The 24,799-nt window shown below is 56.6% G+C and carries 32 protein-coding genes; 27 read left to right on the forward strand and 5 right to left on the reverse strand.

The window, feature by feature from the left end; all coding sequences use genetic code 11:
- Positions 1-2: 2 nt before the first annotated feature.
- Complete coding sequence (locus BZK42_RS18490) at positions 3-332, reverse strand: helix-turn-helix domain-containing protein (RefSeq protein ID WP_080859715.1); 330 nt, start codon at positions 330-332, stop codon at positions 3-5.
- A gap of 41 nt (positions 333-373) precedes the next feature.
- Positions 374-562: a DNA-binding protein gene (locus tag BZK42_RS18495; RefSeq protein WP_079791690.1), complete on the reverse strand. Its 189-nt coding sequence runs from the start codon at positions 560-562 to the stop codon at positions 374-376.
- A gap of 97 nt (positions 563-659) precedes the next feature.
- On the opposite strand from BZK42_RS18495, the gene BZK42_RS18500 reads away from it, so the two are divergent.
- Positions 660-1,025: a helix-turn-helix domain-containing protein gene (locus tag BZK42_RS18500; protein ID WP_080859716.1), complete on the forward strand. Its 366-nt coding sequence runs from the start codon at positions 660-662 to the stop codon at positions 1,023-1,025.
- A 307-nt stretch (positions 1,026-1,332) separates the two neighbouring features.
- On the forward strand, positions 1,333-1,668 hold the full coding sequence (gene yecR, locus BZK42_RS29710) for a YecR family lipoprotein (RefSeq protein ID WP_080859718.1): 336 nt from the start codon (positions 1,333-1,335) through the stop codon (positions 1,666-1,668).
- 41 nt (positions 1,669-1,709) lie between these two features.
- Here the strand turns inward: yecR and BZK42_RS18510 are convergent, their stop codons facing one another.
- Positions 1,710-2,480, reverse strand: coding sequence for a DNA adenine methylase (locus tag BZK42_RS18510; RefSeq protein WP_080859720.1), 771 nt, complete (start codon positions 2,478-2,480; stop codon positions 1,710-1,712).
- 243 nt (positions 2,481-2,723) lie between these two features.
- Between BZK42_RS18510 and BZK42_RS18515 the strand changes: the two genes are divergently transcribed.
- Positions 2,724-3,065, forward strand: a complete 342-nt coding sequence (locus tag BZK42_RS18515) for a hypothetical protein (RefSeq protein ID WP_080859722.1) — start codon at positions 2,724-2,726, stop codon at positions 3,063-3,065.
- 19 nt (positions 3,066-3,084) lie between these two features.
- On the opposite strand, the gene BZK42_RS18520 is transcribed toward BZK42_RS18515, so the two are convergent.
- Together BZK42_RS18520 and BZK42_RS18525 are read right to left on the reverse strand one after the other, a co-directional pair.
- The gene (locus BZK42_RS18520) at positions 3,085-3,345 is read right to left on the reverse strand and encodes a hypothetical protein (RefSeq protein WP_080859723.1); all 261 of its coding nucleotides are present in this window, start codon (positions 3,343-3,345) and stop codon (positions 3,085-3,087) included.
- A gap of 14 nt (positions 3,346-3,359) precedes the next feature.
- Complete coding sequence (locus BZK42_RS18525) at positions 3,360-4,235, reverse strand: nucleoside/nucleotide kinase family protein (protein ID WP_080859725.1); 876 nt, start codon at positions 4,233-4,235, stop codon at positions 3,360-3,362.
- 132 nt (positions 4,236-4,367) lie between these two features.
- On the opposite strand from BZK42_RS18525, the gene BZK42_RS18530 reads away from it, so the two are divergent.
- The 24 genes from BZK42_RS18530 to BZK42_RS18635 all read left to right on the forward strand — a co-directional run bounded on the left by BZK42_RS18530 (position 4,368) and on the right by BZK42_RS18635 (position 24,797).
- On the forward strand, positions 4,368-4,727 hold the full coding sequence (locus tag BZK42_RS18530) for a putative holin (RefSeq protein WP_080859727.1): 360 nt from the start codon (positions 4,368-4,370) through the stop codon (positions 4,725-4,727).
- Positions 4,728-4,729: 2 nt separating this feature from the next.
- A complete protein-coding gene (locus BZK42_RS18535; RefSeq protein WP_080859729.1) occupies positions 4,730-5,458 on the forward strand; it encodes a transglycosylase SLT domain-containing protein in 729 nt (242 codons plus the stop codon).
- Entirely contained in the window at positions 5,448-6,089 is a 642-nt protein-coding gene (locus BZK42_RS18540; protein ID WP_080859732.1) for a hypothetical protein, read from the forward strand. The genes BZK42_RS18535 and BZK42_RS18540 overlap by 11 nt, the downstream gene beginning before the upstream one ends.
- Positions 6,086-6,388 carry a DUF2730 family protein gene (locus BZK42_RS18545; RefSeq protein ID WP_143329709.1) on the forward strand — a complete coding sequence of 101 codons (303 nt, stop codon included), beginning with the start codon at positions 6,086-6,088 and terminating at the stop codon, positions 6,386-6,388. Before BZK42_RS18540 ends, BZK42_RS18545 begins: the two co-directional genes overlap by 4 nt.
- A 6-nt stretch (positions 6,389-6,394) precedes the next feature.
- A complete protein-coding gene (locus BZK42_RS18550) occupies positions 6,395-6,691 on the forward strand; it encodes a VpaChn25_0724 family phage protein (protein ID WP_080859735.1) in 297 nt (98 codons plus the stop codon).
- A 1-nt stretch (position 6,692) separates the two neighbouring features.
- Positions 6,693-7,244 (forward strand): phage protein Gp27 family protein, encoded by a 552-nt coding sequence (locus BZK42_RS18555; protein WP_080859737.1) that lies wholly within the window; start codon positions 6,693-6,695, stop codon positions 7,242-7,244.
- Positions 7,244-8,929: a hypothetical protein gene (locus BZK42_RS18560; protein WP_080859739.1), complete on the forward strand. Its 1,686-nt coding sequence runs from the start codon at positions 7,244-7,246 to the stop codon at positions 8,927-8,929. The genes BZK42_RS18555 and BZK42_RS18560 overlap by 1 nt, the downstream gene beginning before the upstream one ends.
- The gene (locus tag BZK42_RS18565; RefSeq protein WP_080859741.1) at positions 8,926-10,419 is read left to right on the forward strand and encodes a DUF935 domain-containing protein; all 1,494 of its coding nucleotides are present in this window, start codon (positions 8,926-8,928) and stop codon (positions 10,417-10,419) included. The genes BZK42_RS18560 and BZK42_RS18565 overlap by 4 nt, the downstream gene beginning before the upstream one ends.
- Entirely contained in the window at positions 10,409-11,629 is a 1,221-nt protein-coding gene (locus BZK42_RS18570; protein WP_080859743.1) for a PBECR2 nuclease fold domain-containing protein, read from the forward strand. Before BZK42_RS18565 ends, BZK42_RS18570 begins: the two co-directional genes overlap by 11 nt.
- Positions 11,626-12,204, forward strand: a complete 579-nt coding sequence (locus BZK42_RS18575) for a phage virion morphogenesis protein (RefSeq protein ID WP_080859745.1) — start codon at positions 11,626-11,628, stop codon at positions 12,202-12,204. Before BZK42_RS18570 ends, BZK42_RS18575 begins: the two co-directional genes overlap by 4 nt.
- Before the next feature lie 224 nt (positions 12,205-12,428).
- Complete coding sequence (locus BZK42_RS18580; protein WP_080859746.1) at positions 12,429-13,553, forward strand: hypothetical protein; 1,125 nt, start codon at positions 12,429-12,431, stop codon at positions 13,551-13,553.
- A complete protein-coding gene (locus BZK42_RS18585) occupies positions 13,550-13,936 on the forward strand; it encodes a capsid cement protein (RefSeq protein ID WP_080859748.1) in 387 nt (128 codons plus the stop codon). The genes BZK42_RS18580 and BZK42_RS18585 overlap by 4 nt, the downstream gene beginning before the upstream one ends.
- Positions 13,937-13,948: 12 nt before the next feature.
- Positions 13,949-14,875 carry a major capsid protein gene (locus BZK42_RS18590; protein WP_080859750.1) on the forward strand — a complete coding sequence of 309 codons (927 nt, stop codon included), beginning with the start codon at positions 13,949-13,951 and terminating at the stop codon, positions 14,873-14,875.
- A 10-nt stretch (positions 14,876-14,885) separates the two neighbouring features.
- Positions 14,886-15,401 carry a gp436 family protein gene (locus tag BZK42_RS18595; RefSeq protein ID WP_080859752.1) on the forward strand — a complete coding sequence of 172 codons (516 nt, stop codon included), beginning with the start codon at positions 14,886-14,888 and terminating at the stop codon, positions 15,399-15,401.
- Positions 15,398-15,850 (forward strand): phage tail terminator protein, encoded by a 453-nt coding sequence (locus tag BZK42_RS18600; protein WP_080859754.1) that lies wholly within the window; start codon positions 15,398-15,400, stop codon positions 15,848-15,850. Before BZK42_RS18595 ends, BZK42_RS18600 begins: the two co-directional genes overlap by 4 nt.
- The gene (locus BZK42_RS28745) at positions 15,832-15,996 is read left to right on the forward strand and encodes a DUF7210 family protein (RefSeq protein ID WP_158083368.1); all 165 of its coding nucleotides are present in this window, start codon (positions 15,832-15,834) and stop codon (positions 15,994-15,996) included. Before BZK42_RS18600 ends, BZK42_RS28745 begins: the two co-directional genes overlap by 19 nt.
- Positions 15,989-16,741 carry a phage tail tube protein gene (locus BZK42_RS18605; RefSeq protein ID WP_080859757.1) on the forward strand — a complete coding sequence of 251 codons (753 nt, stop codon included), beginning with the start codon at positions 15,989-15,991 and terminating at the stop codon, positions 16,739-16,741. Before BZK42_RS28745 ends, BZK42_RS18605 begins: the two co-directional genes overlap by 8 nt.
- Positions 16,738-17,205, forward strand: coding sequence for a DUF6631 family protein (locus BZK42_RS18610; RefSeq protein ID WP_080859759.1), 468 nt, complete (start codon positions 16,738-16,740; stop codon positions 17,203-17,205). The genes BZK42_RS18605 and BZK42_RS18610 overlap by 4 nt, the downstream gene beginning before the upstream one ends.
- Before the next feature lie 23 nt (positions 17,206-17,228).
- Positions 17,229-17,366: a hypothetical protein gene (locus tag BZK42_RS28750; protein WP_158083369.1), complete on the forward strand. Its 138-nt coding sequence runs from the start codon at positions 17,229-17,231 to the stop codon at positions 17,364-17,366.
- Between the two features lie 12 nt (positions 17,367-17,378).
- On the forward strand, positions 17,379-20,489 hold the full coding sequence (locus tag BZK42_RS18615) for a phage tail length tape measure family protein (protein WP_080859761.1): 3,111 nt from the start codon (positions 17,379-17,381) through the stop codon (positions 20,487-20,489).
- Entirely contained in the window at positions 20,479-21,435 is a 957-nt protein-coding gene (locus BZK42_RS18620) for a hypothetical protein (protein ID WP_080859763.1), read from the forward strand. The genes BZK42_RS18615 and BZK42_RS18620 overlap by 11 nt, the downstream gene beginning before the upstream one ends.
- Entirely contained in the window at positions 21,435-22,319 is an 885-nt protein-coding gene (locus BZK42_RS18625; RefSeq protein WP_080859765.1) for a hypothetical protein, read from the forward strand. The genes BZK42_RS18620 and BZK42_RS18625 overlap by 1 nt, the downstream gene beginning before the upstream one ends.
- Complete coding sequence (locus BZK42_RS18630; RefSeq protein ID WP_080859768.1) at positions 22,316-23,998, forward strand: hypothetical protein; 1,683 nt, start codon at positions 22,316-22,318, stop codon at positions 23,996-23,998. Before BZK42_RS18625 ends, BZK42_RS18630 begins: the two co-directional genes overlap by 4 nt.
- Positions 23,985-24,797 carry a phage BR0599 family protein gene (locus BZK42_RS18635; protein WP_080859770.1) on the forward strand — a complete coding sequence of 271 codons (813 nt, stop codon included), beginning with the start codon at positions 23,985-23,987 and terminating at the stop codon, positions 24,795-24,797. The genes BZK42_RS18630 and BZK42_RS18635 overlap by 14 nt, the downstream gene beginning before the upstream one ends.
- Positions 24,798-24,799: the final 2 nt, after the last annotated feature.

Consider the following 24,799-nt stretch of genomic DNA (forward strand, 5'->3'; position numbering starts at 1 on the left):
GATTATTTACCTGCTCCTGCAATTAAGATTTTTTGCTTTTGCTCAAGGCGCTGTTGGATGAGCTTATCTTCCCGAATGCACTTATAGGCAATCTGCAACATTTCCATGGAGTGGGCGTAGCGCTGGGTATTACTCCCTTCCGGCGTGTAAACCTCAATAATCAGATCCTCTTCCTGAAGGGCATCCAGCAACTCAGATATGCGGGTGGCGGGAATACCTGCCGCATCAGCGATTTCGCCTGCTGTCATTCCGGTGTTGGTTCTCCCGGAAAGCACCTTCAGTATCCGGGCAGTTCGTGCCGCTGACGGGGACTTGCCTGCGGGTTTTGCCATTTGGTCCTCCTTCCTAATTACTGAAAGACTGTTACAATAAATTAAGCGGCAATATTGCTGGTTTTGAGGCCGAGTTTAACGGCGATCTCGTAAGCTTTGCCGTAATTGGCTTTGCACTGACCGTTGAGTACCTGGTAGACCTGATTCCGGTTGAAGCCATGTTCTTGCGCCCAACTGGTAACGGTCTTGCCCTGCTGACGGAAGCGACGTTTGACCTGTTCTGGGGTCATGGTTAACTCCTTTGGTGTGTGATTATCATTTATTATGTGTGATTATGTTCCCGATCGGGAATAAAGTAAAGTTATTTTGTATCTATTCGGGAATTTTATGGTTAAGAAAAATACTCCACCTGTTGAAAATGAGTTATCTGGTCGACTGCAGGTCGTTCGAGGGAAAATGACCCAAGATGAGTTTGCTAAAGCCTTGGGTGTGGGTAGGACTACATTGATTCGCTATGAGAGCGGTGAAAGGGTTCCTGATGCCAACTTCTTACAGGCGCTATCTTTGAAATTTAACGTCGACCCCAGTTGGCTTTTGCTGGGGGCTGGGAAAGCTCCCGAACGGGAACAAGTAACACCGGAGAAGCAAGCACTTTTAGATGCCTACGATGGTATGAGTGAGGAGAATAAAAGAGCGATTCTCCAGATTGGCGAATCATTGTCACAACCAAAACCAAGCAAATTCGCTAGTTGATTGCAATGTCATCAATCTACCTCGTGGCCCACCTGAGTACCTGCGGTCAAGAAAGTATGAGCGGCTCCCATCAGAGGATGTAGCCCCTCCTGACAATGTAACTAATATTTTTAAATACAAAGAGAGAGGTGATGACAGCAAGAAATGACACAGCTATCTCATTTGCGACAAAATTACTTACCTTGCTATTGAATTTTTTCACCTGCAAACATTAGGTTTTTCATGTTCTGGCCAGAATGCGAAAGCCTGAGTAGGAGTTAATGTAACGGTTTTCATATAATTACCACCATTCAATGGAGATGTTTATATGAAAGCAATCCCTAAAGCGCCTTCAGTGATTTCTGTTTTGTTCGCTTTTTCTGCCCCGCTCTTCCTTTCAGGGTGCATCAGTACTGTGACCGACCTTTCGGCGTCAGGGGGGAGTCGAGCTGATGGGACGGTTGTAATGTCTACAGAGTACGGAGAGTTTGATTCTATTGACATCAATAAAGAAAAAGCTCTTGCATCAGCTACGAGACGCTGTCAGTCATGGGGTTACAGAACAGCACAACCTTTTGATGCTGGATTCAGTAAGTGCAGTGATTTTTCTGGCTTTAGTTGTACAAGATATATTTATTCAATTAGTTACCAGTGTATTGAATAGCTTTCTGTTAGCCCGTGCTGTGTGGGTACGGGCTGAGAATTTTAAAAGTTCCTGATAATCAGTTCCCGCTTTGGCTTTGCCTTCTCTGTTGTCTGCAGGTTGTACTTGATACCTACCGACTGCATCTCAAGTCCCGCAAAGGTTTCGCGCATCTCCGGTATGTCGTTCACCGAGACGATCATTTTCCCCTGCATGCTGGTGGCCAGCTGCGCCATGCGCTCATATTCCGCGAGTGGAAAATCCACGCCATAGCCTTCCGTTCCCCAGTATGGCGGGTCGCAGTAGAACAGCGTATGCGGTCGATCATAACGCTCAACGCACTGCGTCCAGTCCATATGCTCAATAATGGTGCGTGCCAGACGCAGGTGCGCCAGCGACAGTTCTTCTTCAATGCGCAGCAGGTTAAATCGCGGTGCGCTGGTGGTGGATGTTCCAAAGGTGTGATCGGCAACCTTGCCGCCGAACGCCTGCTTTTGCAGGTAGTAGAAACGCGCGGCACGCTGGATATCGGTCAGCGTCTCTTCCGGCGTTACCTGCAGCCACTTGTATATCTGGCGACTGACCAGCGCCCATTTAAACTGCCGCACAAACTCTTCCAGATGATGCTTGACCACACGGTACAGGTTCACCAGCTCATTGTTGACGTCGTTGATAACCTCAACGCGGCTGGGTTCCTTGAGAAAATACAACGCCGCTGCGCCGCAGAACGGCTCCACGTAGCAGGTGTGTTTGGGGAACAGTGGCAGGATGTGCTTCGCAAGACGGCGTTTTCCACCAATCCACGGCACGATCGGGAGTGAATTCTCTTTCATTTACTGTAAGCCTTTTTCAATAGTTGAAAAATACCACCTGATGATGGCAGGCTCATTCTGTTCTCGCGGGAACGGAAGAGCCCTGGTTGACTCACAGGTGAGAGCTGTGGGTTGATGACCTGTCGGTGGTTTAGGCACCTCCCGGCAGGTCGCTCTTTTCTTCTTATCTCATGAAAATAACTGTATCGCTGTTAAAGTGCTTTAAGTAACGCGGCTGGTAATAGTCATTGAAGGAGCGGAAGTATGTCCGGGTTGCAGGAATTCACTGTCGAAGAGGCTCTTCGGCTTCATGGCAGACAAATAAATGAGTTATCGGGTCAGGTGATAAGACTAAAAATACAGAATGAAATTCTTCAGGGGTTTGTCGGTTGCCTGGCTCTGGTGGGGCATGAGCCAGAAATACTTGAACGAATCTGGTGTAAGGCTGGAGCCCATATTGCGCGGACTATTTTTGATAATTACGCAGACACAATGAAACATCCTGAACTCAAAAAAATTGTTGAGGAAGAAGTGAAGGCGATTCTGGTTAATAAGACATTAATGAGTGAAATAGTGTCCATTCACACACCTGACGCTGGTGACTGATACGTCAGGTGTGCTGTTGTCAGCTTTTTGTTGCCCCTTCGATTATCGCCATGATTTCCGCCCTGAACTCCTCCGTAGAGGCTCTGCTGTCATATGTGGAGACAGCCACAGAACGGGAGGCGAGTATCTGACGTGCTTCCTGATGGAAGTTTTCTTGTGAGAACACATCACAGATAGTTTCCATGCTGCTGCGGAAGGGCTCAGAAAAAGGAAATATGACGGGTGTGCTGAGCCGGATTAATCGTTGATCATCACCAGCCCTCTGTTTTTTCTGTCGCATTTTATTCCTCCTGGTCAGCACGAGATGACTTCATTGATTTCCCCTGAGTCTTTTGCGTCAACTGTTGTCTTTTTTTTCGTAACGTTAATTTTGTTATCAGGTACAGGCCAGTGAATGCCCTCCTGTACCAGGTCGCCCATTTTGGGAGCAGGTTCGGTCGCCGGGCGGAATTCTGTTGCTGAGAAGTGGAATTGTCCGTGTATCCGGCCTGTGGCGCTGAATTTTATCCAGCCTAATGCAGAACCATCAGGGTGAAATAACGGTACCCAGAATCCCTCCCGATCCCTTTGGAGGTAACCAGCATATGCAGATGCCAGCGATACCCGCAATTCAGGCTTATAACCAGGTTCCACCCAGACCTGCGTGTCGTCCCATTCACCCAGACCATGATAACCTTCCATAACTGACTTCCGGCGCAGCGTAATACGGGGAGGAATACCCGGTGACGTTTTCACTTTGTATTCAGGCTCATTGACGTTGAAGGTGGTATTCCCGTCAGGTTTTTGGTCATGGTTCAGCGCCATATCCAGCAGCTCATGAAAGTCCCCGCACATCGTCAGTGAGTGACCTGTCGCATCCTGAAACTGATACTGCGCAAACCATGCCAGTGCCTCGCGGTAACTCATATCACGCACCGTCCGGCCCGGACGACTCTCCGGCAGGTTAATTTCTTCCAGCTTAAAAATGGTCCCGCTGCGTGGGCTGTGCCAGGTGGTGTAGTCTGCGTTACTCATGCGCCTTTCCGAATCCAGTTCCGGCGAGTCAATAATGACTTTATCGCCGTGGATGAGTTTCAGCGCATCGGCAATCAGGGCCAGTACGCGGCTTTTACCCGAACCTGTCGGGCCTGATACGGTAATGGTGATGGTGGGGTTGAGCGTGGTGGTCATCGGTTCTGTCCTCCGGGGTGAGTGTTTCGCCCATCCTGCGTACTCTTTCCGGCTGCCACTATTAAAGCCCTTTAAAAGCGATTTACAGCCAGCTTTGTAATGCTGTCTCCATCACTCAAGGAGACACATTCAATGAAAAAACTCAAACGCCTTTCCCGTCTTGTTGCCGCCACACCCCGCCCGCGCCTGTGGGGCTGGCTGCTGGCCGCTGCCGTGATGTTCCTGGTGATTGCCGCCGTGTCGCCGCAGCAACTGCCGGTGGTGATTTACAAGCTCTCACTGATTTCTCTTGCTGCCGTGCTCGGCTACTGGCTTGACCGCTCGCTGTTCCCCAAATCCCGTCCGGGGCAGTTTCAGCGCCACGTTCCGCAGCTGATGAATCTGGGACGTTACCCGGTTGAGGTGGGGTGTCATATGGTCTTTGCGGCCACCCTGATCCGTCGCGCGATCATTGTTGCGGCGGTGTGTCTGTCTGTCGCGATGGGGTTATGACCATGATTTTTCACTGGCCGCAAATTACGTGGGTTGTGCTGTCATTGCTTACGCTGGGTATCTTCCTTGCAAAACACGGTGAGCCACATAACGACAGATACAGCATCTGGCTGCAACTGGTTGCTGAGATATTTATGGCCTGGCTGCTGTGGTGTGGCGGGTTCTTCTCGCAGGCTAACGCTGCCGGACCGCCGACCGCCGCCCTGAAATACCGCAGCGACGTGATACGCGCCTCCCGCGTGGACTGGGGGCTTAACGCGCCGGTCGCCGACTTCGCCGCGCAACTGCACCAGGAGTCCGGCTGGAATCCTGCTGCCCGTTCGCCGGTGGGTGCACAGGGACTGGCGCAGTTTATGCCATCGACCGCTGACTGGATTGCCGGTGTTTTTCCGGCGCTGTCATCCCGCGAGCCGTACAACCCCGGCTGGGCCATCCGGGCGCTGGTCAGTTACGACCGCTGGCTGTGGCAGCGCGTAGCCGTTCCTGACGGCTGCGAACGTATGGCGATGACACTGTCAGCCTACAACGGGGGTCTGGGCTGGGTGAATCGCGATCGCAGGCTGGCACGGACGCGTGGGCTGGATGATGCCCGCTGGTTCGGTGCGGTAGAAACTGTGAATGCCGGGCGCAGCGCGGCTAACTGGCGGGAGAACCGCCACTACCCGCAGCGCATTCTGCATACGCTTGCCCCGCGTTACCTGTCATGGGGAGGAACAAGCTGTGTGGGGTAAATGGCTGAAACGCATTCCGTGGGGCGACCTGTTGCTGCTGCTGGTTGTAACCGGACTCCTTGGCTGGGTGTGGGTTAAGGGATACGACAGCGGCCATCTCGATGCGCAGCGTGACGGTGATAAGGCGCTGGCGCAACTGCAGTCACAGTTTGATACGTACAGACGCGAAAGCGCCGAGCAACAGAATGAAGCGCTGCGGACTGTCGTGGCCCGCTATAACGCGCAGGTCGCCGCCGCCCGCCAGGCGGACGCAGACTTTCAGGCAAAAAAACAACAACTGGAGCGTGAGAATGCTGACCTTAAAAAACAGATTGCGGACGTCACCCGTCAGTGGGTGGATGAGAAAGGTAAGCATCATCCCATTGAGTGCGTGTTTACTCGCGGCTTCGTGCAGCAGTACAACGCCGCCTTCGGGACCCGCCCCGGTGACGGTGGCGTGTCCGTTACCACCGGTTCCGCCAGCGCTGGCAAAAAGGCCGGGGCAACTGATACCGCTGTCGCCCGGTTACGCGAATCAGGTGTCAGTCAGGCCGACGTTTTAGCTAACGTCATCGACAATGCCCGCCAGTGCCGGGTCTGGCGGGAACAGGTGAACGGTCTGCTGGATTACACAGAGGGATTACACCAATGACGATAAATGACCTGAGTTTTGACTGGAACTTCCTGCAGTGGGTGGTGATGGCGGTGGTCGGTGTTTACACCTGGCTGATTGGCCGTCAGTCCGCCAGCGCGCAGGAACTGATGGACCTGCGCACCCGCATTGTACGCCTGGAAGAGCAGATAGCGCAGGTGCCAACCCAGCAACAGGTCGCCGCCATGATGAGCAAACTAAGCAGCGCCGAAGCCCACATGAGCGGACTGAATGAAAAGTTTGATGTGGTCTCGCGCCGCCTTGAGTCAATTAACAATTTTCTGCTGCAGAACAAGTGAGGGGTTATGAAGTTTGTTGATTTTCTGCGTGAAGACTGGCGGCTGGTTATCCTGCGCATTCTTTCTGAGATGCCGGGATACAGCTCCAACAGCTCGGTACTGTACAGCGCTCTGACGCAGTACGGCCACAACCTGAGCCGTGACCAGGTGAAAACGGAGCTGCGCTGGCTGGAAGAGCAGTCGCTGATACGCGTTGAGGCGCTGGAATCCGTTCTGGTGGTCTGGCTCACCGAACGCGGTGCTGATGTGGCTGCCGGTCGCGCCGTGGTGCCGGGGGTAAAACGTCCCGGCGCGGGAGGCTGATATGGGCCGGAAATCCACGGTACACAAGCTGCCGGAAGAGATACGCAGCCACATTGAGCGCCGGTTGCGCGAAAACCGCCTGACGCTCGATGAGCTGATTGAGGATTTACGAACCGCGTTTCCGCAGACATCCGAACTGCCCGCCCGCAGCACGCTGGGCCGCTATAAAAAATCCTTTGACGAGGTGGTCGGACGGATGCGCGAACAGCAGCAGATGGCGCGGATGCTGGTCGATGAGCTGGGCGAGAACCCCGACGAACGCGCCGGTCAGATGCTGGTACAGTCCATTACCGCGCTGACCAGCCATGCCGCCATGCTGGCACAGGATGAGCAGGAGCCGGATATTGACACGGTGCGCTATCTGGCCCGTGCCGCAAAAGACATTCTGCAGGCCCGTAAAATCAGCTTTGATGAGCGACTGGCTATCAAAAAGCAGGCCCGCGAAGAGCAACTGGCCGAGCAGCAGGAGAACCTCAAAGCCGTCGCCCGCGAACGGGGCATGGATAAAGAAACCGTGGACTTCTGGAAACGTCGCGTACTGGGGGTGGGCTGATGACCATGAAACCCTTAGCCTCCACGCTGCGTACGCTGGAGTGGGATGAACTGCCCGCGAGTGTGCGCGAAATCCCCGACAACTTCGACCCGTTCGGTGACGGCGTGCTGATGAAGCATCAGGCGGAGTGTCTGGCGCTGGAGGCAGATATTATCGCCGTCCCTAAAGGGCGCCGTACCGGTATCACCTTCGCCTGGGGGCTGAACTCCGTACTGATTGCCGCCGCCAGCAAAAGCGCCGGTGGCGATAACGTCTACTACATTGGCGACACCAAAGAGAAAGGCCTGGAGTTTATCGGTTACGCAGCGAAGTTCTCCCGCGTCATCGCCGAGCAGCAGTCGCAGGAAATTTCCTCAATTGAGGAGTTTTTGTTTGAGGATCAGGATGAGAACGGCAACACCCGTCAGATTAATGCCTACCGTATCCGCTACGGCAGCGGTTTTCAGGTGGCTGCGCTCTCCTCCAGGCCTGCCGCTATCCGTGGTCTGCAGGGAGTGGTGGTCATTGATGAAGCGGCTTTCCATGCTGATGTACAGGCGGTCATGGAAGCGGTCGCGGCGTTGATTATCTGGGGTGGACGGGTGGTGGTTATCAGCTCTCATAACGGCAAAAACAATCCCTTTAATCAGTTCTGTAAAGATATTGAGGCCAGGCGATACGGGGAGAATGCTGTCGTGTTTACCGTGACCTTTGATGACGCAGTGGCTAACGGCCTGTATGAACGGGTTGCAACCATGAAGGGATGGGATATCACGCCGGAAAGTAAAAAAGCCTGGTACACCAGAATCCGTAACGCCTATGGCCCGCGTAAGTCTGCCATGCGCGAAGAACTGGATGCCATACCGCGTGACGGTAACGGTATCTGCATTCCCGGCGTCTGGGTGGAGCGGGCCATGCCCGATGAGCGCCCCGTTCTGCGCCTGACGATGGATGATGACTTTATCTCGCTCAGTGAGAATGAGCGCCTGTCCTGGGGAGACGCCTGGATTGAGCAGACGATCGCGCCGGTGATGCGTGAGGTGCTGGACCCGCAACTGCGCCACGTCTTCGGGATGGACTTTGCCCGCCACCGTCACTTCTCGGCGGTCTGGCCGATGGCCATCACGCCGTCCCTGAAACGCACGGTGCCGTTTGCCATCGAGCTGAATAACGTCCCGTCGGCACAGCAGGAGCAGATAGTCTTCTTTCTGATAAAACACCTTCCCCGTTTCTGCGGCGGTGCGATTGACGCCACCGGGCCGGGGATGGTGTTTGCTGAATACGTCGCCGATCGTTTTGGTCGTCCGCGTATCGCCGAGGTGATGCTGAACCAGAAATGGTACGGGCAGTGGATGCCCAAATTCACCGGCGCATTCGAAGACGGGACGATTGAGGTTCCGCGCGATGACAATATCGCCCAGGATTTGCGCATGATTGAAAACGTCAACGGTATCCCGATGGTCGCGCCACTGGAGCGTAAGGACCTGAAAGATCCGGAACTGGTCAGGCACGGAGACTCGGCAATTGCCGGATGCCTCGCCTGGTACGCCACGCTGAACCTGTCGGCGGAAATCGAATTTCAGTCAACCGGTGAGCGGAGTGTTTACCAGGCGTTGTCCGGGTACGGCGGCGATAACGGCGGTGAATTCACGCAGACCGGGTTTGGTACCGTGCGCGGGCGTAACGATTTCGGAGGGTTTATATGAGTCTTGTCAGCAGGATCAAGAAGCGGCTGAAACGGCCTGAGACCGGGCGCGAAATCGCCGCCTCCGGTGACGACAGGGATATCACCCGTCCGTGGGTGGGCGCGCTGGCGCTGGCGGATGACAGCGTGTTACGCAGCCGGGGTGCGCAGGATTTGCAGATTTACCGCGAGGTGCTCAGCGATGATGAGGTGAAAAGTGCCTTCACCCAGCGTCAGGACGCGGTGATTTCGCGTGAAATCAGTGTGAAAGCCGGGGGCGAACGTCCTGTAGACGTGGCGGCAGCCGAAGCCATGCAGACGCAGATCGAGTCGCTGGGCTTCGATCGTATCACCCGTCTTATGCACTACGGCGTGTTTTACGGCTATGCAGTGGCCGAGATTATCTACGGCGTGCGCGATAATCTGCTGTGGATCGATGAGGTGAAAGTGCGCGATCGCCGCCGCTTTCGCTTCACTCCCAAAGGGGAGCTGCGCCTGCTGACGCCGGATAACATGATGGAGGGTGAGCCCTGTCCTGCGCCGTACTTCTGGTCGTTTGCCACCGGCGCGGATCATGATGACGAACCCTACGGGCAGGGGCTGGCGCACTGGCTGTACTGGCCGGTCTTTTTCAAGCGTAACGACATCAAGTTCTGGCTGATTTTTCTCGACAAATTCGGTATGCCGACTGTAGCCGGTAAATACCAGGAAGGGGCAAGCGAGGAGCAAAAAAGAGACCTGCTGGCGCTGACCCGCGCCATCGCCACCGACAGCGGCGTTATCATGCCGGAGGGGATTTCGCTTGAGATCATGTCTGCGGCGCGTTCCGGTGCGGCGGACTACCAGGCGATGTATGACGCCATGAATGAGGCCATCCGTCGTATTACTGTGGGACAGATTTCCAGCTCAGGCGGGGCCAGTAAGGGGATTGGCGGGGATGAGTCCCTGCAGGAAGCCATACTGACCTCCATTGCCAAATCGGACGCGGATGTGATTTGCGAGTCGTGGAATCGCGGGCCGGGGACGTGGTTTACGGAGTTTAACTTTCCCGGCGCGGCGGTTCCGCAGGTGTACCGTGTCTTTGAGGAGCCGGAAGATCTGACCGAACTGGCTTATCGTGACCAGACCATCGCTGACACCACCGGCTACCGCCCGACGCTTGCTCAGGTGAAAGACACCTACGGCGGCGACTGGGAGGAAAAACCGGCAGCGGACACACCGCCGCCCGCTCCGCCCGTGGCGGAATTCGCCGACACCGGGACCGGTTCAGATGTCACCAGCCTGCAGGCGCAGCAACTGAATACTGCCCTGATGCCGGTCATGGACGGGTGGGTGCAGCAGATTCAGGATCTGGTTAACCGGGCGGAGAGTCTTGATGAACTGCGCAGCGGGATTGATGCCCTGTTGCCCGAACTGAGTCTTGACCAGTATGCTGATATCATGGCGCAGGCAATGACGGCAGCGCAACTGGCCGGACGGTATGAACTGATGGAGGAACTGCATGGCCGGTGACACATCCTGGATATCCCTGCCTTTTATGGAGCAGATTGGTTTCCTGAAACAGAAGGTGAACGTGAAAACGGAGGGCTGGACCGACGTCTACGGCCCGGAGCATGACACACAGTTTATGGTCGCGGGCGTCAACCGCGACGATCTGCTGGCCGATATCCGCGCCGCCGTGGAGCGTATTCCGCAGGGACAGACGCTGGAGGGATTTCGCAAAGAGCTTTCCGGCCTGATTGCCCGCTACGGCTGGAGCTTTAACGGTGATTTCAACTGGCGCTCGCGCATCATCTATGAGACCAACCTGCGGACCAGCTACATGGCAGGCCGTTTCGCGCAGCTGATGGCGATCCGCGACACGCACCCGTACTGGCGCTATGTTCACAGCGACGCGGTGGAGCATCCCCGGCAGTTGCATCTGGACTGGGACGGTCTGGTGCTGCGCTGGGATGACCCGTGGTGGGAAGCCCATTTCCCCGTTAACGCCTGGGGATGTCAGTGTGGCGTGGAAGCGCTGACGGAAGACGATTTACGCGCACTGGGTAAAAGCGGGCCGGATACCGCACCACCGGTGAATTATGTCACGCGGATCATCGGTAAGCGCAGTCCGGGCGGGCCGCGCACGGTGATTGTACCGGAGGGGATTGATCCGGGGTTTGAGTACACGCCGGGGCGCAGCCTGCTGATAAGTGAGGTTCCACCTCCCAGAGGCGGTAATCCGCTGAGTATCCACGCCATCACGCCGCCGGATACCCTGCCGGAAAGCGGTCAGCCACCGTTGCCCGCCCCACAGCCTGAGCCGGAGGCCTGGCAGGGAAACGTCATTGACAGCTTCCTGAAAACCTTTCAGGCGGATGTGACCCCGGCGGCCTTTAAGGATATGAGTGGTCACCGGCTGGTCTTCGGGCGGGAGATGTTCATGCATCCGGATGATGAGCGTGGTTTTTCCGTGTCCGGAACCAGCCTGCAGTGGCTTTCTCAGGCTATTCATGACCCGGATGAAATCTGGGCGCAGGTGGTATATCTGGAAGCACTGAAACGGGCGGTGGTGCATTACCGCTATCTGACGCGAATTCAGTCATCGCGGGATACGATACCTTTCAGTGTGGTGTTTGAGACCGGCAGCGACGGCTGGGCCGGAAATGTGTCCACGGATGAGGCGCTGCTTCAGGCTCTTCGTCAGGGGGTGTTACTGTACCGCCGGGAGGGTGCGCAGTGAGCGGCGTCACACTGACCCTGGATTATCAGGATGCGATGCACATTTTGCTGGGTATGGAGCAGCAACTGCGCCACCCGGAGCCCATGCTGGATAAGATGGGGGAAGCGCTGCTGCAGTTTCATCGCCAGCGTTTTAAGGACCAGGAGAGTCCGTCCGGCGAAGCGTGGCAGGAACTCTCCCGGCGGTATAAGAAACGTAAAAAGCGCAACAGGGATAAAATACTGGTGCTTGACGGCACGCTTCGCAATACCCTGCGCTGGCAAATCCGGGGGAACGAGCTGTTGTTTGGTACTGACAGACCCTATGGTGCCATTCACCAGTTTGGCGGAACCATTGAGATAGCGGCCCGCAGCCAGCAGGCTTATTACCGGCAGTTACGCAGCGGGCGGGTTAAAAACCGTTTTGTCCGTAAAAAACGCGCTAACTACAGCGAGTGGCATACTATCGGGGCATACAGTATCCACATGCCTGCGCGCCCCTGGCTTGGTGTGTCCGGTACGGATAAAATCCGCCTGGTGGATATTGCCCGTAACCACCTCTACCGCGAACAGAACCGCCCTGATATGGACGACTGAATCTCCGGCCCGTGACGCAGTTCTGTGCGTCCGGCAGGGCAAGGTTGCCCTGTTATCATGAAAGGCCGTTTATAAACGTTTTTAAACGCCTTCCGGGCGGGGTATTACCGTGCATCGCCCTTTCCACCGTCAGTCTGATGCTTTTCGTTTTTAAAGCGCTTTAATAGTCGCTTTCCATCCTGTTCCTTCACACTGCGGGCTATCCGACTGTGAAGGACATGTTTATGACCACCCAATCTGCCGCCACTCTGCCGGTTCTGGCTCCCGGCACGCATACCGCGATGGACGGGCGCAAAATTACCGTCACGCTGAATGACTGCGTGGATATGGCCAGCCAGTACGATTCGACACTGTGCGAAGCGCCTTTTGTTATCGGCCATCCGAAACTGACCGCTCCGGCCTATGGCTGGGCAAAACGCTTTGAAGTCCGTGACGGCATGCTGTGGGCGGAGCCAAAACAGGTTAATCCGGGATTTGCCGAGGCGTTCAACGCCGGTGCCATCAAAAAACGTTCCCTGGCGTTCTGGCTGCCCAACTCACCGGGCAATCCGAAGCCCGGACACTACTATCCCCGTCACGTTGGCTTTCTCGGTGCCGTGCATCCCGCTGTTAAAGGACTGCCTGATGTGCAGCTGGCGCACTTCGACGAGTACACCGGGGACGATGCGCCGGTGGAGTTCGCGATGGAATGGTTTGATCCGGATTTGTTACCGGAACTGTTTTCCGGCCTGCGCGATTACCTGATTGAAAAAGAGGGCGTCGGGCGCGCCAACGCCATTCTGCCGGACTACCGTCTGAACCGGCTGACCGAACTGATGAAACGTGAATTTAACCCTGACCCTGTTATGTATGCCGAGGACATTACCGTGGAAAAAGAAAACACCACCGACGCACCGGCGGAGTTCGCCGAACGTGAGGCCGCGCTGGCAGACCGTGAGGCCACCCTTGCCGCGCGTGAAAACGCCATCCGGGAGCGCGAGGAAAAGGAACGCCGCGATGCCATTGCCGCATTCGCTGATGAACTGGCAAGTGACGGACGTATTCTGCCGCGCCAGAAAAATGCCGTGGTTGAGGTACTGTCCGGCCTGTCCGGTGAGCCGGTAGCCTTCTCCGACGGCAGCAATACCGTCACCGATACCCCGGAGGCGCTGTTGCGTGAAATTCTCTCAACAAAACCGGCTGTGGTGGAGTTCGCGGAGAAATCGCCCGCCGGGAATGACCCGGTGGAATTTGCTGACGCCGGCGCGCTGGCGCAGGCCGCCAGTGCGTACCAGTCAGAGCAGGCTGCGAAAGGTCACTTCATCAGCGTTACCGATGCGGTTAACCATGTTAAGGGAGGTCAGAAATGAATATTCCGGGACTCACCACCGCCCATGTTGCCGGAGATGCCATTGCTGCCCGGCGTATGGTGACACGCGATACGCAACCGGAAACGGAACCGGAAAGCGTGGTTACCGCCACCAGTGGCAAATCGCTCATCATCGGTGTCACCACCGCCATCAGCAGTGACGCGGGAGACCATGTTGATGTCATTCGCGGGCAACTGGCGCTGGTGACCTTTGGCGGCACAGTGAAATCCGGTCAGCCCCTGACCGCTGACGCGGAAGGCCGTGCCGTTCCAGCCGCTGCCGGAGACTGGTATCTGGGGTTTGCGGAATGTGACGGTGAAGAAAATGACACAGGCTCTGTCTGGATTGTACCGGGTCAGATCGCCGCTGCTGCAGCTAACTAACGGGAGTTATCCATGAAAGCACCTTTTCCGGTTGATCCGCATCTGACGGCGATCACCATTGCATACCGTAACACCAGCCTGATTGCTGACAGCGTGCTGCCGCGCGTACCGGTCGGAAACCAGGAGTTCAAGTGGTGGAAGTACGATCTGAGCGAAGGCTTTACCGTTCCGTCGACGCTGGTTGGCCGTACCTCGCAACCCAACCAGGTGGAATTCAGCGCCAGCGATGAGACCAGTGCCACGAAGGACTATGGTCTTGATGCGCCGGTACCCAATGCGGATATCCGCAACGCACCAAAAAATTACGATCCAAGAGGACGGGCCACCGAGGCCACCACTGACCTTATCCTGCTTGACCGTGAGGTGCGCACCAGCCGCCTGGTGTTTGACAGGAAAAGCTACCCACAGGCCAATCAGGTATCACTGGCCGCCGCCGACCAGTGGGACAAAGACAGCAGCACACCGATAAAAACCATTTTTCCGGCGCTGGATAAGCTGATTATGCGCCCGAACGTGGCGGTGCTGGGGCGCGCCACAGCCACTGCGCTGCGTATGAATAAGTCCGTCGTTAAAGCTTATAACGGGACGCTGGGCGATGACGGGCTGGTGCCGCTCGACTACCTGCGCCAGCTTCTGGAACTGGATGAAATTCTGGTGGGGTCCGCTTTTGTCAATATCGCAAAACCCGGGCAGAAGCCGGTTCTCGTCCGCGCCTGGGGAAATCATGCCGCCTTTATTTACCGCAACCGCCTGGCGGATGCGCAGAGCGGCGTGACCTTTGGTTTCACCGCTCAGTTTGGTCCACGCGTCTCCGGCTCCATTCCGGACCCGGATATTGGTCTGCACGGCGGCGAGCGCGTGCGCGTCGGGGAGTCGGTCAGGGAACTGATTGTTGCCCCGGACTGTGGCCTGTTCTTTGGTAATGCTGTGGGTGGATAAGGAGAATGCGATGACTTTCATCACGCTGGCCGATCTGGCTGAACGTCCGGGAACGGTGGAACTGGCCCAGGTGGCACAGCAGCCGGGTGAGCCGGTGGCTTCACCTGCGGTTCTGGCAATGCTGATGCGCGGTGAGGATATGTCTGCGGTGCCGGAGGCTGAGGCGAATGTGGCCCGCGCCGCCGCAGAGCGTATTTCTGACGTGATGGAAGAGGCGCAGGCACTGGCTGAGGGATATCTGCGTCAGGGCGGGTATCCACTACCGCTGCCCCGGGTGCCGCTCATCCTGAAGGGCTGGACGCGGGCGATTGTCCGCTACCGCCTGCATGCACACCGTCTTTCTGATGAAAAAAGCGATCCGATTGTCCGTGACTATCGCGACGCGCTGAATCTGCTGGGACTGGTGGCTGCGGGAAAATTCAGTCTTGGTCTGGGGGATACGCGACCCCCTGCGGGCGGCAGACCTGCCGTCAGCGGACCGGGACGTACGTTCAGCATGGACAGCCTGCGGGATTACGGCAAATGAACAGCGCGCCTTTTGATACCGGCCTGATTGTTGCACGGCTGAAAGCGTTGTCCCCGCAGCCATTCAGCCAGATAGGGTCCGTTGTGGAGTACAGCAAAATTACCGACCTGACCGGGTTTTCCACGCCGTCGGCGTATGTCCTTATGGGGTCAGAGAAAGGCAGCGTTGATGCACAGCGGCGCGTACAGGTGGCGGAATGCCTCGTGGGCGTGGTGACCGTTGTGCGTAACTATGCGCCCGGCGCAGACGGACTCACGCATGAGCTTCACCCGCTGATTGCCACCATCCGGGATGCGCTGACCGGCTGGCTGCCGGATCGTCGCTGTACCACCCCGGTACAGTGGGTTCAGGGCGATATCCTGGACTTTGATGCCGGAACGCTGGTGTGGATGGATGTATTTCGGGTCAAACACATAATTGGAGGCAATGTATGCCGGACGTCACCCTGACTGCCCCTCATACCCATGCAGGGGTGCAGTATGACGCGGGGGCCACCATTACCGTCACCCTCGCCGAAGCACTGTGGCTGGAGGCGCATCAGGTTATATCCCCTGATGCCATCGAGGAGTTAAACGAGGAGAGCGAGCATGAATGAAACCTACTATTACGGTCAGGGTAAACTGTATCTGGCAAAACGCAACGCCAGCGGCAGGCCCGGCGCATACCGCTGGGTGGGCGATGTGTCCAAACTGGAGCTGGCGCTCAGCGTGGAAACCCTGACGCATAAGGAGTCTTACTCCGGTCAGCGTGCCACCACCCGCCGTCTCATCACCAGTAAGGATGCCACGGTCACCAGTACCTGGTTTGAGTTCTCGGCAGAAAATCTGGCCACGCAGCTCTACGGCGAGCGCGCCATCGTTGCGGCCGGAACGGTCACCGGGGAGGCGCTGCCTGACAACATTCAGGCGGGAGACCGTCTGGCGCTGGCACACCAGAACGTGTCGGATGTGGTGATTGGTACCCTGAAGGAAGGGACTGACTACACCGTGGATGCGCTGTACGGCGCGCTGACGTTTCTGACACCGCAGGCGAAAGCAGCAGGCGTGAATTACAGCTACACCGGTGGCGTGAACACCACCCTGTTTACCCGCCAGCCTGAAGAGCTCGCCCTGCGTTATGAAGGGATCAACCTTGCCGAAGGCGGCAAGGCCGTGGTGGTGGAACTGTATAAAATCCAGTTTGATCCGGTCTCCGCTCTGTCGCTTATCTCCGCTGATAACGATGTGGCCGGACTGGAGACCAAAGCCGGTGTGCTGTTCGACGGTGGTATGGGCAGTGACCCGCTGCTGGGCAATTTTGGACGCGTGATCCACGTGGCTGACCGGAGCGAAACCGTATGACGCGCCCGGAAACTGCGACAGCATCTTCCATGGACGGGGATGATGATCTGAGTGTCCTGCTGCCGGAGCGGTCATTCACGCTTGCCGGTGAGACGGTCACTCTCCGGGAGTATTCCCTGAAGGACACGCTGACCCTGCATGCGGTGCTGGCCCCGGTGGTGGATGCACTGGCAACGGTGACAGAAAATGCCTGGGCCAGCTATGAAAGGGTTGAGACGGTACTGGCTGCGCAGCATGAGGCGGTCATCATTCTGGTGGCGCACAGTATCAATAAGCCGCCGTCTTTTGTGGAGGACCTTTCAGGAACGGAAGGGATGACGCTGATGGACTGGTGGTGGAGCGTGAACCGGCATTTTTTTATGACCGCTGTCATCCGCCGTCTGGTGTGCAGGCAGGTGACTGCCTCCGGTTCAGCCGCCTCTTCGCCGTCCTCATCCGCGCAGGTCATCCCTCCGGGCGCTTAGGGGACTACACCCTGCGTCAGCTGATGCTCTATTACCGGGAGGCGCTGCAGTTACAGTGCCAGGACAGTCAGTCCCGCATCGCGGATGTCAACGCCGGTCTGACCGGTGGCAGCAGCGCCCGACAGCGTCTGGCCACGCTTGGCCGGGTTGCCGGGAAATAATACGGAGTCTTTATGGCTGACAGCGATCTGAATCTGGCCCTGCGCGTTACCGCCGACCTGAACGAAGCGGTGCAGGGCCTGAATAACCTCAGCGGACAGGTTAAAGCCACCGGCGAGGCCGCCGCAAGCAGCAGCGCGCAGTGGCAGCAGAACGCCCGCAGCGTGGAAGAGGTGGTGGCCGCCCAGGTTGCCGCCATGAATCGCGGACAGGCGTGGGCGCGTGAAGAGGCCCGTCTGGCCGAAGCGGAGGAAGCCGCGCAAAAAGCAGCAGCGGCGCAGGCGAAGGAGACGGACAAACTCCGTAAAGACCTTGATAACCTGCTGGGCTCCATTGACCCGGCACAAAAGGCGATGGGTAAACTGGACGCCCAGGAAGAAAAGCTGCGTAAATCCTTTAAGGCCGGTCTGATTGATAAAGACACGCTGGATGATTTTCTGGGGAAAATCGCGCAGCAGCGTGAGGCGCTCGACACGCTCTCAGCCGGTACCCGTAAATTCTCCCTGAATTCACGTACAGCGGTACGTGAACTGCGTTTCACCTTTGACGAACTGCTGACCGGTCGCTACACCAACGCGGGCAGCAATCTGTTTGCACTGGGCAATCAGCTCGGTCTTCTGCCGCCCATTTTCAGCGCCACCACGCTGGCGGTGGGCGGCTTTGTGGCCGCGCTGGGCGGCATTGGCTATGCCGTTTATACCAGCCTGCGCGACGAGGAGGCGTTTAACCGCAGCCTGCAACTGACCGGCAATATCACCGGGCAGACGGCAGCCAGCCTGGAGAAGATGACCGGAAAACTCGGTCAGGCAAAAGGAGACTTCGCCTCTGTCCGTGATGTGCTCAACGGTCTGGTCAGCAGCGGGCAGTATACCGGGAGAACGCTGAACGATGTGGCGGGCGCTGCCGTGGCCATGATGCAACTGACCGGCAAATCTGCTGATGATACCGTCCGGTCCTTTTCCCGGATGAGCAGCAGCGTCACCGACTGGGCGCTGGAGAGCAACCAGCAGTACCACTGGCTGGATCTGGCGACTTACCAGCGTATCGCGTCGCTGGAAAAACAGGGTGACAAAGAGGCCGCCATTTCGCTGGCCAGCCAGCGGTATACACAGGTCGCGCAGGAACGTCTTGGCGACCTGAAAAACCAGCTCAACTGGCTGGAAAGTGCCTGGGATGGCGTCACCGAAGCGGTGGGCCGGTTTGGTCATGCGCTTAAGCGGGACCTTAAAGTCTCGCTGGGGCTCGGTAATATCGAAGAACAAATCCAGAAGCTGGAAGAGGCAAAGCGACTGGGCATGTACAGTACCCTCGGTCAGCCCATCCCCTGGAATCAGGGCATGGAGCGGGATCTGCAGAACCTGTATCAGCAGCGTGACGCGCAAAATAAAGCCAGCCAGAAAAAAGCCAGTCAGCAGAAAGTAAATGATGATGCCATTGCCGCCCAGAAAAAGCTGCAGCAGACCTGGGACAACAACCGTACCAGCATTGAGAAAGAAGCCGACGCAGTTGAACAATTGCGCCAGAACTATGCTGCGCTGTGGAAAACGGCGAGCGGACGGGAAACCCTTCAGGACAGGGGGGTCACGTCCACTGACGGTAAGCATTTCAGTGGTGGTCAGTGGGATACTGATGTTAAAAATCTCAATCCTGATGAGAAAAAGGCGGAGCAGTACAATGACCAGCTGAAACAGCGTCTGACCCAGGTCGGCAAACTGACGGAGCTGGAAAAAGTTGAAGCGGATATCCGTGACGGAAAGCTGCAGAACGCCACGGTCGCCGAACAGAACGAAGCACGTGCGCTGGCGAAAAAGATTGATGCGCAGGTGGCGGCCAACAAAGCCGCACAGGCTGCAGCCAGTCAAAGCAAGCGGACGTTTGAGGACAACCAGCGTTTTGTGCAGTCCCTGCAGCATCTGGCGGCAAAGCGCAGCGAAGACGCGGCGGTCACCCGGACGCAGGAAATTGCCACCCGCAACCTCACCGCCGCCCAGCGGGCGCAGGCTGAAGCGGCAAATGCCATCATCAACGCCCAGGAGTTTAAGCAGCAGAACTTTCAGCTGCAGCTACAGCTGATGCGCGCCAGTGGCCAGCAGGAACAGGCACAGATGGCGGAACTGCATGCACAACTGGGTAAACAACGGGAAAACTTTGTTGCATCAGGCAATACCGAAGGGGTGAGCCTGATTGACAAACTGCTGCCGCTCCAGGAGACACAGATTCGGGTCAATGAAATCAAACGTCAGTTTGATGAACTTGAGCAGTATCGTTCCCGGCAGGAAAACCATATTCAGGCTGAGGTCCAGACCGGACTGATTAGCGAAATTGAAGGTCGTCAGCAACTGGTTGACCTTCATCAGCAGGTGGCGGACAAAATTAGCGCCACCCTGCCTGAATTACGGGAAATGGCAAAACTGCCGGGTACAGCCGGTGAAAATATCCGAAAGATGCTGGAGGATCTGGATACTGAGTTATTGAGATTACACGCGACAACCGGAAGCCTGACACAGGCATTTAAGAATGGGTTGCAGGACGGGATAGAGTCTTCTTTGAAAGGATTAGCCACTGGCACAATGTCTCTCAGCAGTGCAGTTCTTAACCTTGGACAATCTATTGTTAATGCGATGGCACAAATTGCCGCGCAAAAACTGGCCCAAATGGCGATATCAGGCTTGTCCTCCGGGGCTGGAGCAATTGGTCTTGGGGCATTATTCGCCGCCACCGGCGGCTATATTCAGGGCCCCGGCACAGCCACTTCCGACAGCATTCCGGCTCGTCTCTCTGACGGCGAATATGTGGTTCGCGCCGCCGCTGTCAGTCATTATGGCGTGGATTTTTTACATGCTCTCAACGCCACCCGGCTGCGCAAGTTCGCAGAAGGCGGCCTGGTCTCCCCGTTGCATCTTCCCTCCCTGCCTCCGGTGACCGCGTCGTCATTATCTGACGCACCGGCGCTGAGTTCGCAGGCACCGGCTCCGGTTATTCAGCAGACGCTGGTGATGAATGCGGGTGAGGCATTCCAGCGTGGTATTAACACCGTGGAGGGAGAACGCGCCTTTATGACCTTCATTAGGGTGAATAAACAGACTATAGGACAGGAACTGGGGGTAAGCCCGCATGGCACATGAAACCGGTACGGCCAGCAGTGAAACCGACCTGCTGCAAAAGCTCGATACCTTTCTGACCGGCAACGCACAACTGACGGTCACCGGCGAACAGTGGCAACGCATTTATGATCACACCACGCAGGCAGGCGACAGTGTGGAGACGTCCCGCGCGGTGGTCTGGCAGGCACCGGGGGCTTCCGGCGGCGACAAAATATATATCGGGGCTTATACCCACGGCGTGACGGCCAGTAACACTTACAACCTCTGTTTTTGCGGCGGCAGCATGTTCAGCGCCGCCGGTGTGGTGTATGACGATATGCATTCCGGTTTTATCAATATCAGTAAGGACGTGGTGTTATTTGCCGATCGCCGTAGTTTCCGTTACTGGTTCTTTGCCAGTGGTCGCCGTGTCATTGTGGTGACCGGCGTGAACACCATTTACAGTTCCGCATATTGTGGCTTCATGTTGCCGGTGGTTAATCCGTCAGAATACCCGTACCCGCTGGTGATTGCCGGGAGCGCCAGCAATACCGGACTGCGTTACTCCGATACCACGGATGCGCACAGTTCCATTGTTGATCCGCGACAGAAAAACTTCTGGCTGCTGTATCCCGATCAGGGCTGGCGGGATATTTACGGCAGAAACTACAGTTACAGTACCACCGGGGCAGATAAACGTTATCTGACGCCCAACGGAGCCACGCGATATAAAAGCGGCATTCTGCAGACCCTGACCGCTTTGCAGGCCTCCCCCGGCAGTCACTGCCCGCTGTTTCCTGTGGAAGTCCGGTCGCTGGAAGAGTCCGGCGTCAACTTTCTGGGCGCGCTCGATGGCGTGTTCTGGTTGCCGGGCGTGGGGCGGGCTTCAGAAGACACCATCAGTTCAGCGGATGGTCACCAGTACGTGGTGTTTCAGAATGGTTTTCGTATCACACCCTGTGATTATTTTGCGGTGGAGGTGTCCTAATGGCGTACCAGACGGGTTCGATGAAAGATGCGCTGGATTTAATGAAACAGCTTATTCCTGTACTGCAGGCGCAGGGCTGGGTGGTGGATAAACAGGCATTCAGTAACGGGAACGGGGAATGGTATATCCACAATGCCGCTGATGCTTATTTCAGTATCACTGGAGAAGAGAGTTCTTCCAGCTACAGTTCTCTTGGCATTGCCGGAAATACCGGATTTGATGGTACTAAAAATGCTTATAGTCAACCGGGAAGCACCGGACTGGACTGGGTGTATCTCGGCGGTGGTGATGATCCTGTTATCACTTTTGACGCGTTTATTACTCCCCGCTACTGTCACGTGACCACGCAGACCAGGCAAAGCTTCTTCCGTCATTTCGGGTTTGGCGTGCTTGATAAAGAAGGTGATTACACCGGAGGGCAGTATCTGTACCGGGGCGGTTCGGTCCTGCCGTTCGATCACCATATGAATAGCTACGATTCTTTCGTACGGGCTGAATTACCCGATGAGACCGGGCTGACTGCGGGCTGGTATCCATTCAGAAATACCGTTCCGCGCGCAATGGGACTGGGCGGACCAATGTATGACCCCCTGCATCCGGATTTACTGGCCGTGGAGACGAGTCAGAGTGCGCTGGGTGGCATTCTGGCCCCGGTACCTAATGCCGTCTACCTGACCACGTCAAAGAACGTGAACCTGCGGGCCGGCGTGGTTCCGGACTTTTGTGTCTGTCACATGAAAGGGCTTACTCCCCGGGCGAAGGTTGAAATTAACAGTGAGCAGTGGATGGTGTTCCCCGTCGCGCGTCTGACGCTGACCATGCCTGATAAATGGCATAATGACGACACCTTCACCTATGCCTATGCCCTGCGGATGAACGCATGAGTGACTGTTACCGTATCCCGCAAGCCCGGTCATTTTCGGGACGTCTGCCGGGAATGCCTCACCCGGTCAGCCTGGTCACAGGCCAGCGTCCGCCCTCGCTGGTTATTTCCCCTGTCGTTCGTTCCGGTCAGGTAACTTCTGTGGGGCATTCTCCCCTGGTTTTACCGGCAGCCGGTGACCGTATCCCGGCGTTCATCTGGCAGTTTTATAACCGGGTGATTGCCATTCCGGAAATGCTGTCACTCGGCAGTATCAGCACCACGCAGGTACTGAAGGTCAGCGTCTGGAATGCCACGCTGGCCCCGGTTCAGCTCCGCTCTCAGGTGGTGACCGGCAATGAAGGTATCGCACTCAATGGTCCTGCCATTCCGCTTTCCCTGAACCGGCTCGGCCTGCGGAGCTGGACGCTGACCGTCACGATGGACGGCCCGGATGGCATTAACAGCCAGATAACCTGGGTTACAGATACAAATCGTCGGGTGATTTTTACCCTGACGGGCCGCCGTTCTGTTCCCTGGCTGTTGCTGCCACAACAGGACGTGACCGAAACGCTGTCCTGGAAAACCGATATTCTGGCCTCACAGAACGGGGCGGAGCAGCGTATTGCACGCCGGTTGTCACCGCGACGCACACTGGCGTTTCAGGTGCTGGCTGCGGGTAATGACCGTCAGCGACTGGAGGCTGACCTGTTCCACTTTGGCAGCCGTGTCTGGTCAGTACCGGTGTTTATGGATGTACTGACTTTCTCACACCCCGTTTCTCCGGGCCGTCTGACGTTGCCACTCAGCCCCCGCTGGCGTGATATTCATCCCGGCAGTAATCTTCTGTTGCGCACGGGGTCTGGCATGGCGGATGACAATGAAACTGTGGAGGTCAGTACACTGGATGATAAAACCATCACCCTGAAACGTCCTGTTACCCGTTACTGGCCAGCCGGTACCCGTCTGTATCCGCTACGCAGCGCTCATCTGACGGATATGCCGGTGCTGACGCGGAAATCGGATGGCGTGGCAACGGCGCAGGTTCGTTTTCGTTTCAGTGGTCATCAGGTCTTTGACGATACACACATCACACCCCCTGTTACATACCGGGGTTTTCCGGTACTTGAGCCGGGCAGTGACTGGTCAGAGGATTTAACGGGGCAGTACACGCGTCTGCTGGCGGAGTTCGACAGCGACACTGGCGCCACGGTGCAGATGGATTTGGCCGGACGGGCCTTTACCCTGCAGCGTCACCACTGGCTGGCGGCAGGACGGGAGACTCAGGCCACGCTGCGTGCGCTGTTTTACTCGCTTTACGGGCGTCAGCGCCCGGTCTGGGTCGGCAGCCAGTGCAGTGATTTCACGCCCTTATCCATGACAGGAAATGTGATGCTTATTGTGGCCTGTGGCATCAGTCGCTTCGGACCGCAACCGGGACGCCAGGATATTCGTATCGAAACTCATCAGGGGGTGTATTACCGGCGCATTGTGTCCGCTGCTGCCGCTGACAGCGCGACAGAGCATCTCACCCTCGATGGTGACGGACTGACACTTAAGCAGCCCGATATTTTCAAGGTCTCCTGGCTCACGCTGTGCCGTAATGACAGCGACGATATCGCCTGGAAACATATCACTGACGCAGACGGCTGCGCGAATATTACAGTTAATTTCAGGGGAGTACGCGATGAGCTGGAATAGTCAGGAATACAGCGTGGCGGCAGGTCAGCCGGTTATGCTGTACCAGTTCAGTCTGGGCAATAAGTTCTGGCGTTACACCAGTGCCGATATGGATTTGACCATGCTGGGGCAGCACTGGGAGGCGGTAGCCATCAGGGACGGCGGTTTCATGCAGGGTACCGGTGATAATGTCGAAATCTCGCTGGCCAGTAACAACCCTGTGGTGCAGCTGTTTCGCGGCATTCCCCCCTCCAGTCCGGTGCAGGTCCGGGTATATCGCTGGCATAACACTGACCCGGCTCAGGAGTGCCATACCGTCTGGGTGGGGTCTGTCAGCGAAGTGCGGCGCGAATCGCCGGAACAGGTAAAACTGCTGTCAACCGGCGTGGCCAGCAGTTTTACGCGTACCGGACTGCGGCTGACCTGGGGGCGTGGATGCCCTTATTCTCTTTACGATCACAACTGTCGGGTCAGCGCAGAGCGAATGGCTGTCCGGGATTTGCCGGTTACTGCCGTTACGGGCAGTGGTATCACGGTCACGCTGCCCGCCGGAACAACGCAGGGGTATTTCAGTGGCGGGTATATTGAATGGACGGATGATGGTTTTCTGCAGCGCCGGGGAATTCGTACTCACAGCGACAGCGTACTGCAGCTATTCGGTGGCGGACAGGGAATCAGTACTGGCATGGTCATCACGGCGTATCCGGGGTGTGATCTGACGCTGGAAACCTGCGCAAAAAAATTCAGCAATCAGCTTAACTATGGCGGATGTCCGCATATGCCGGGTATTTCGCCATGGGAAATTATTAAAGTGTTTTAATG

Origin of the sequence: Citrobacter braakii (assembly GCF_002075345.1) — a bacterium.
In the GTDB taxonomy this organism is placed as follows: domain Bacteria; phylum Pseudomonadota; class Gammaproteobacteria; order Enterobacterales; family Enterobacteriaceae; genus Citrobacter; species Citrobacter braakii.

What these genes read in the sequence shown, in the direction of transcription:
- BZK42_RS18490 (WP_080859715.1), bottom strand. Translation starts at nt 332, where the DNA reads ATGGCAAAACCCGCAGGCAAGTCCCCGTCAGCGGCACGAACTGCCCGG.
- BZK42_RS18495 (WP_079791690.1), bottom strand. Translation starts at nt 562, where the DNA reads ATGACCCCAGAACAGGTCAAACGTCGCTTCCGTCAGCAGGGCAAGACC.
- BZK42_RS18500 (WP_080859716.1), top strand. Translation starts at nt 660, where the DNA reads ATGGTTAAGAAAAATACTCCACCTGTTGAAAATGAGTTATCTGGTCGA.
- yecR (WP_080859718.1), top strand. Translation starts at nt 1,333, where the DNA reads ATGAAAGCAATCCCTAAAGCGCCTTCAGTGATTTCTGTTTTGTTCGCT.
- BZK42_RS18510 (WP_080859720.1), bottom strand. Translation starts at nt 2,480, where the DNA reads ATGAAAGAGAATTCACTCCCGATCGTGCCGTGGATTGGTGGAAAACGC.
- BZK42_RS18515 (WP_080859722.1), top strand. Translation starts at nt 2,724, where the DNA reads ATGTCCGGGTTGCAGGAATTCACTGTCGAAGAGGCTCTTCGGCTTCAT.
- BZK42_RS18520 (WP_080859723.1), bottom strand. Translation starts at nt 3,345, where the DNA reads ATGCGACAGAAAAAACAGAGGGCTGGTGATGATCAACGATTAATCCGG.
- BZK42_RS18525 (WP_080859725.1), bottom strand. Translation starts at nt 4,235, where the DNA reads ATGACCACCACGCTCAACCCCACCATCACCATTACCGTATCAGGCCCG.
- BZK42_RS18530 (WP_080859727.1), top strand. Translation starts at nt 4,368, where the DNA reads ATGAAAAAACTCAAACGCCTTTCCCGTCTTGTTGCCGCCACACCCCGC.
- BZK42_RS18535 (WP_080859729.1), top strand. Translation starts at nt 4,730, where the DNA reads ATGATTTTTCACTGGCCGCAAATTACGTGGGTTGTGCTGTCATTGCTT.
- BZK42_RS18545 (WP_143329709.1), top strand. Translation starts at nt 6,086, where the DNA reads ATGACGATAAATGACCTGAGTTTTGACTGGAACTTCCTGCAGTGGGTG.
- BZK42_RS18550 (WP_080859735.1), top strand. Translation starts at nt 6,395, where the DNA reads ATGAAGTTTGTTGATTTTCTGCGTGAAGACTGGCGGCTGGTTATCCTG.
- BZK42_RS18555 (WP_080859737.1), top strand. Translation starts at nt 6,693, where the DNA reads ATGGGCCGGAAATCCACGGTACACAAGCTGCCGGAAGAGATACGCAGC.
- BZK42_RS18560 (WP_080859739.1), top strand. Translation starts at nt 7,244, where the DNA reads ATGACCATGAAACCCTTAGCCTCCACGCTGCGTACGCTGGAGTGGGAT.
- BZK42_RS18565 (WP_080859741.1), top strand. Translation starts at nt 8,926, where the DNA reads ATGAGTCTTGTCAGCAGGATCAAGAAGCGGCTGAAACGGCCTGAGACC.
- BZK42_RS18570 (WP_080859743.1), top strand. Translation starts at nt 10,409, where the DNA reads ATGGCCGGTGACACATCCTGGATATCCCTGCCTTTTATGGAGCAGATT.
- BZK42_RS18580 (WP_080859746.1), top strand. Translation starts at nt 12,429, where the DNA reads ATGACCACCCAATCTGCCGCCACTCTGCCGGTTCTGGCTCCCGGCACG.
- BZK42_RS18585 (WP_080859748.1), top strand. Translation starts at nt 13,550, where the DNA reads ATGAATATTCCGGGACTCACCACCGCCCATGTTGCCGGAGATGCCATT.
- BZK42_RS18590 (WP_080859750.1), top strand. Translation starts at nt 13,949, where the DNA reads ATGAAAGCACCTTTTCCGGTTGATCCGCATCTGACGGCGATCACCATT.
- BZK42_RS18595 (WP_080859752.1), top strand. Translation starts at nt 14,886, where the DNA reads ATGACTTTCATCACGCTGGCCGATCTGGCTGAACGTCCGGGAACGGTG.
- BZK42_RS18600 (WP_080859754.1), top strand. Translation starts at nt 15,398, where the DNA reads ATGAACAGCGCGCCTTTTGATACCGGCCTGATTGTTGCACGGCTGAAA.
- BZK42_RS28745 (WP_158083368.1), top strand. Translation starts at nt 15,832, where the DNA reads ATGCCGGACGTCACCCTGACTGCCCCTCATACCCATGCAGGGGTGCAG.
- BZK42_RS18605 (WP_080859757.1), top strand. Translation starts at nt 15,989, where the DNA reads ATGAATGAAACCTACTATTACGGTCAGGGTAAACTGTATCTGGCAAAA.
- BZK42_RS18610 (WP_080859759.1), top strand. Translation starts at nt 16,738, where the DNA reads ATGACGCGCCCGGAAACTGCGACAGCATCTTCCATGGACGGGGATGAT.
- BZK42_RS28750 (WP_158083369.1), top strand. Translation starts at nt 17,229, where the DNA reads ATGCTCTATTACCGGGAGGCGCTGCAGTTACAGTGCCAGGACAGTCAG.
- BZK42_RS18615 (WP_080859761.1), top strand. Translation starts at nt 17,379, where the DNA reads ATGGCTGACAGCGATCTGAATCTGGCCCTGCGCGTTACCGCCGACCTG.
- BZK42_RS18620 (WP_080859763.1), top strand. Translation starts at nt 20,479, where the DNA reads ATGGCACATGAAACCGGTACGGCCAGCAGTGAAACCGACCTGCTGCAA.
- BZK42_RS18625 (WP_080859765.1), top strand. Translation starts at nt 21,435, where the DNA reads ATGGCGTACCAGACGGGTTCGATGAAAGATGCGCTGGATTTAATGAAA.
- BZK42_RS18630 (WP_080859768.1), top strand. Translation starts at nt 22,316, where the DNA reads ATGAGTGACTGTTACCGTATCCCGCAAGCCCGGTCATTTTCGGGACGT.
- BZK42_RS18635 (WP_080859770.1), top strand. Translation starts at nt 23,985, where the DNA reads ATGAGCTGGAATAGTCAGGAATACAGCGTGGCGGCAGGTCAGCCGGTT.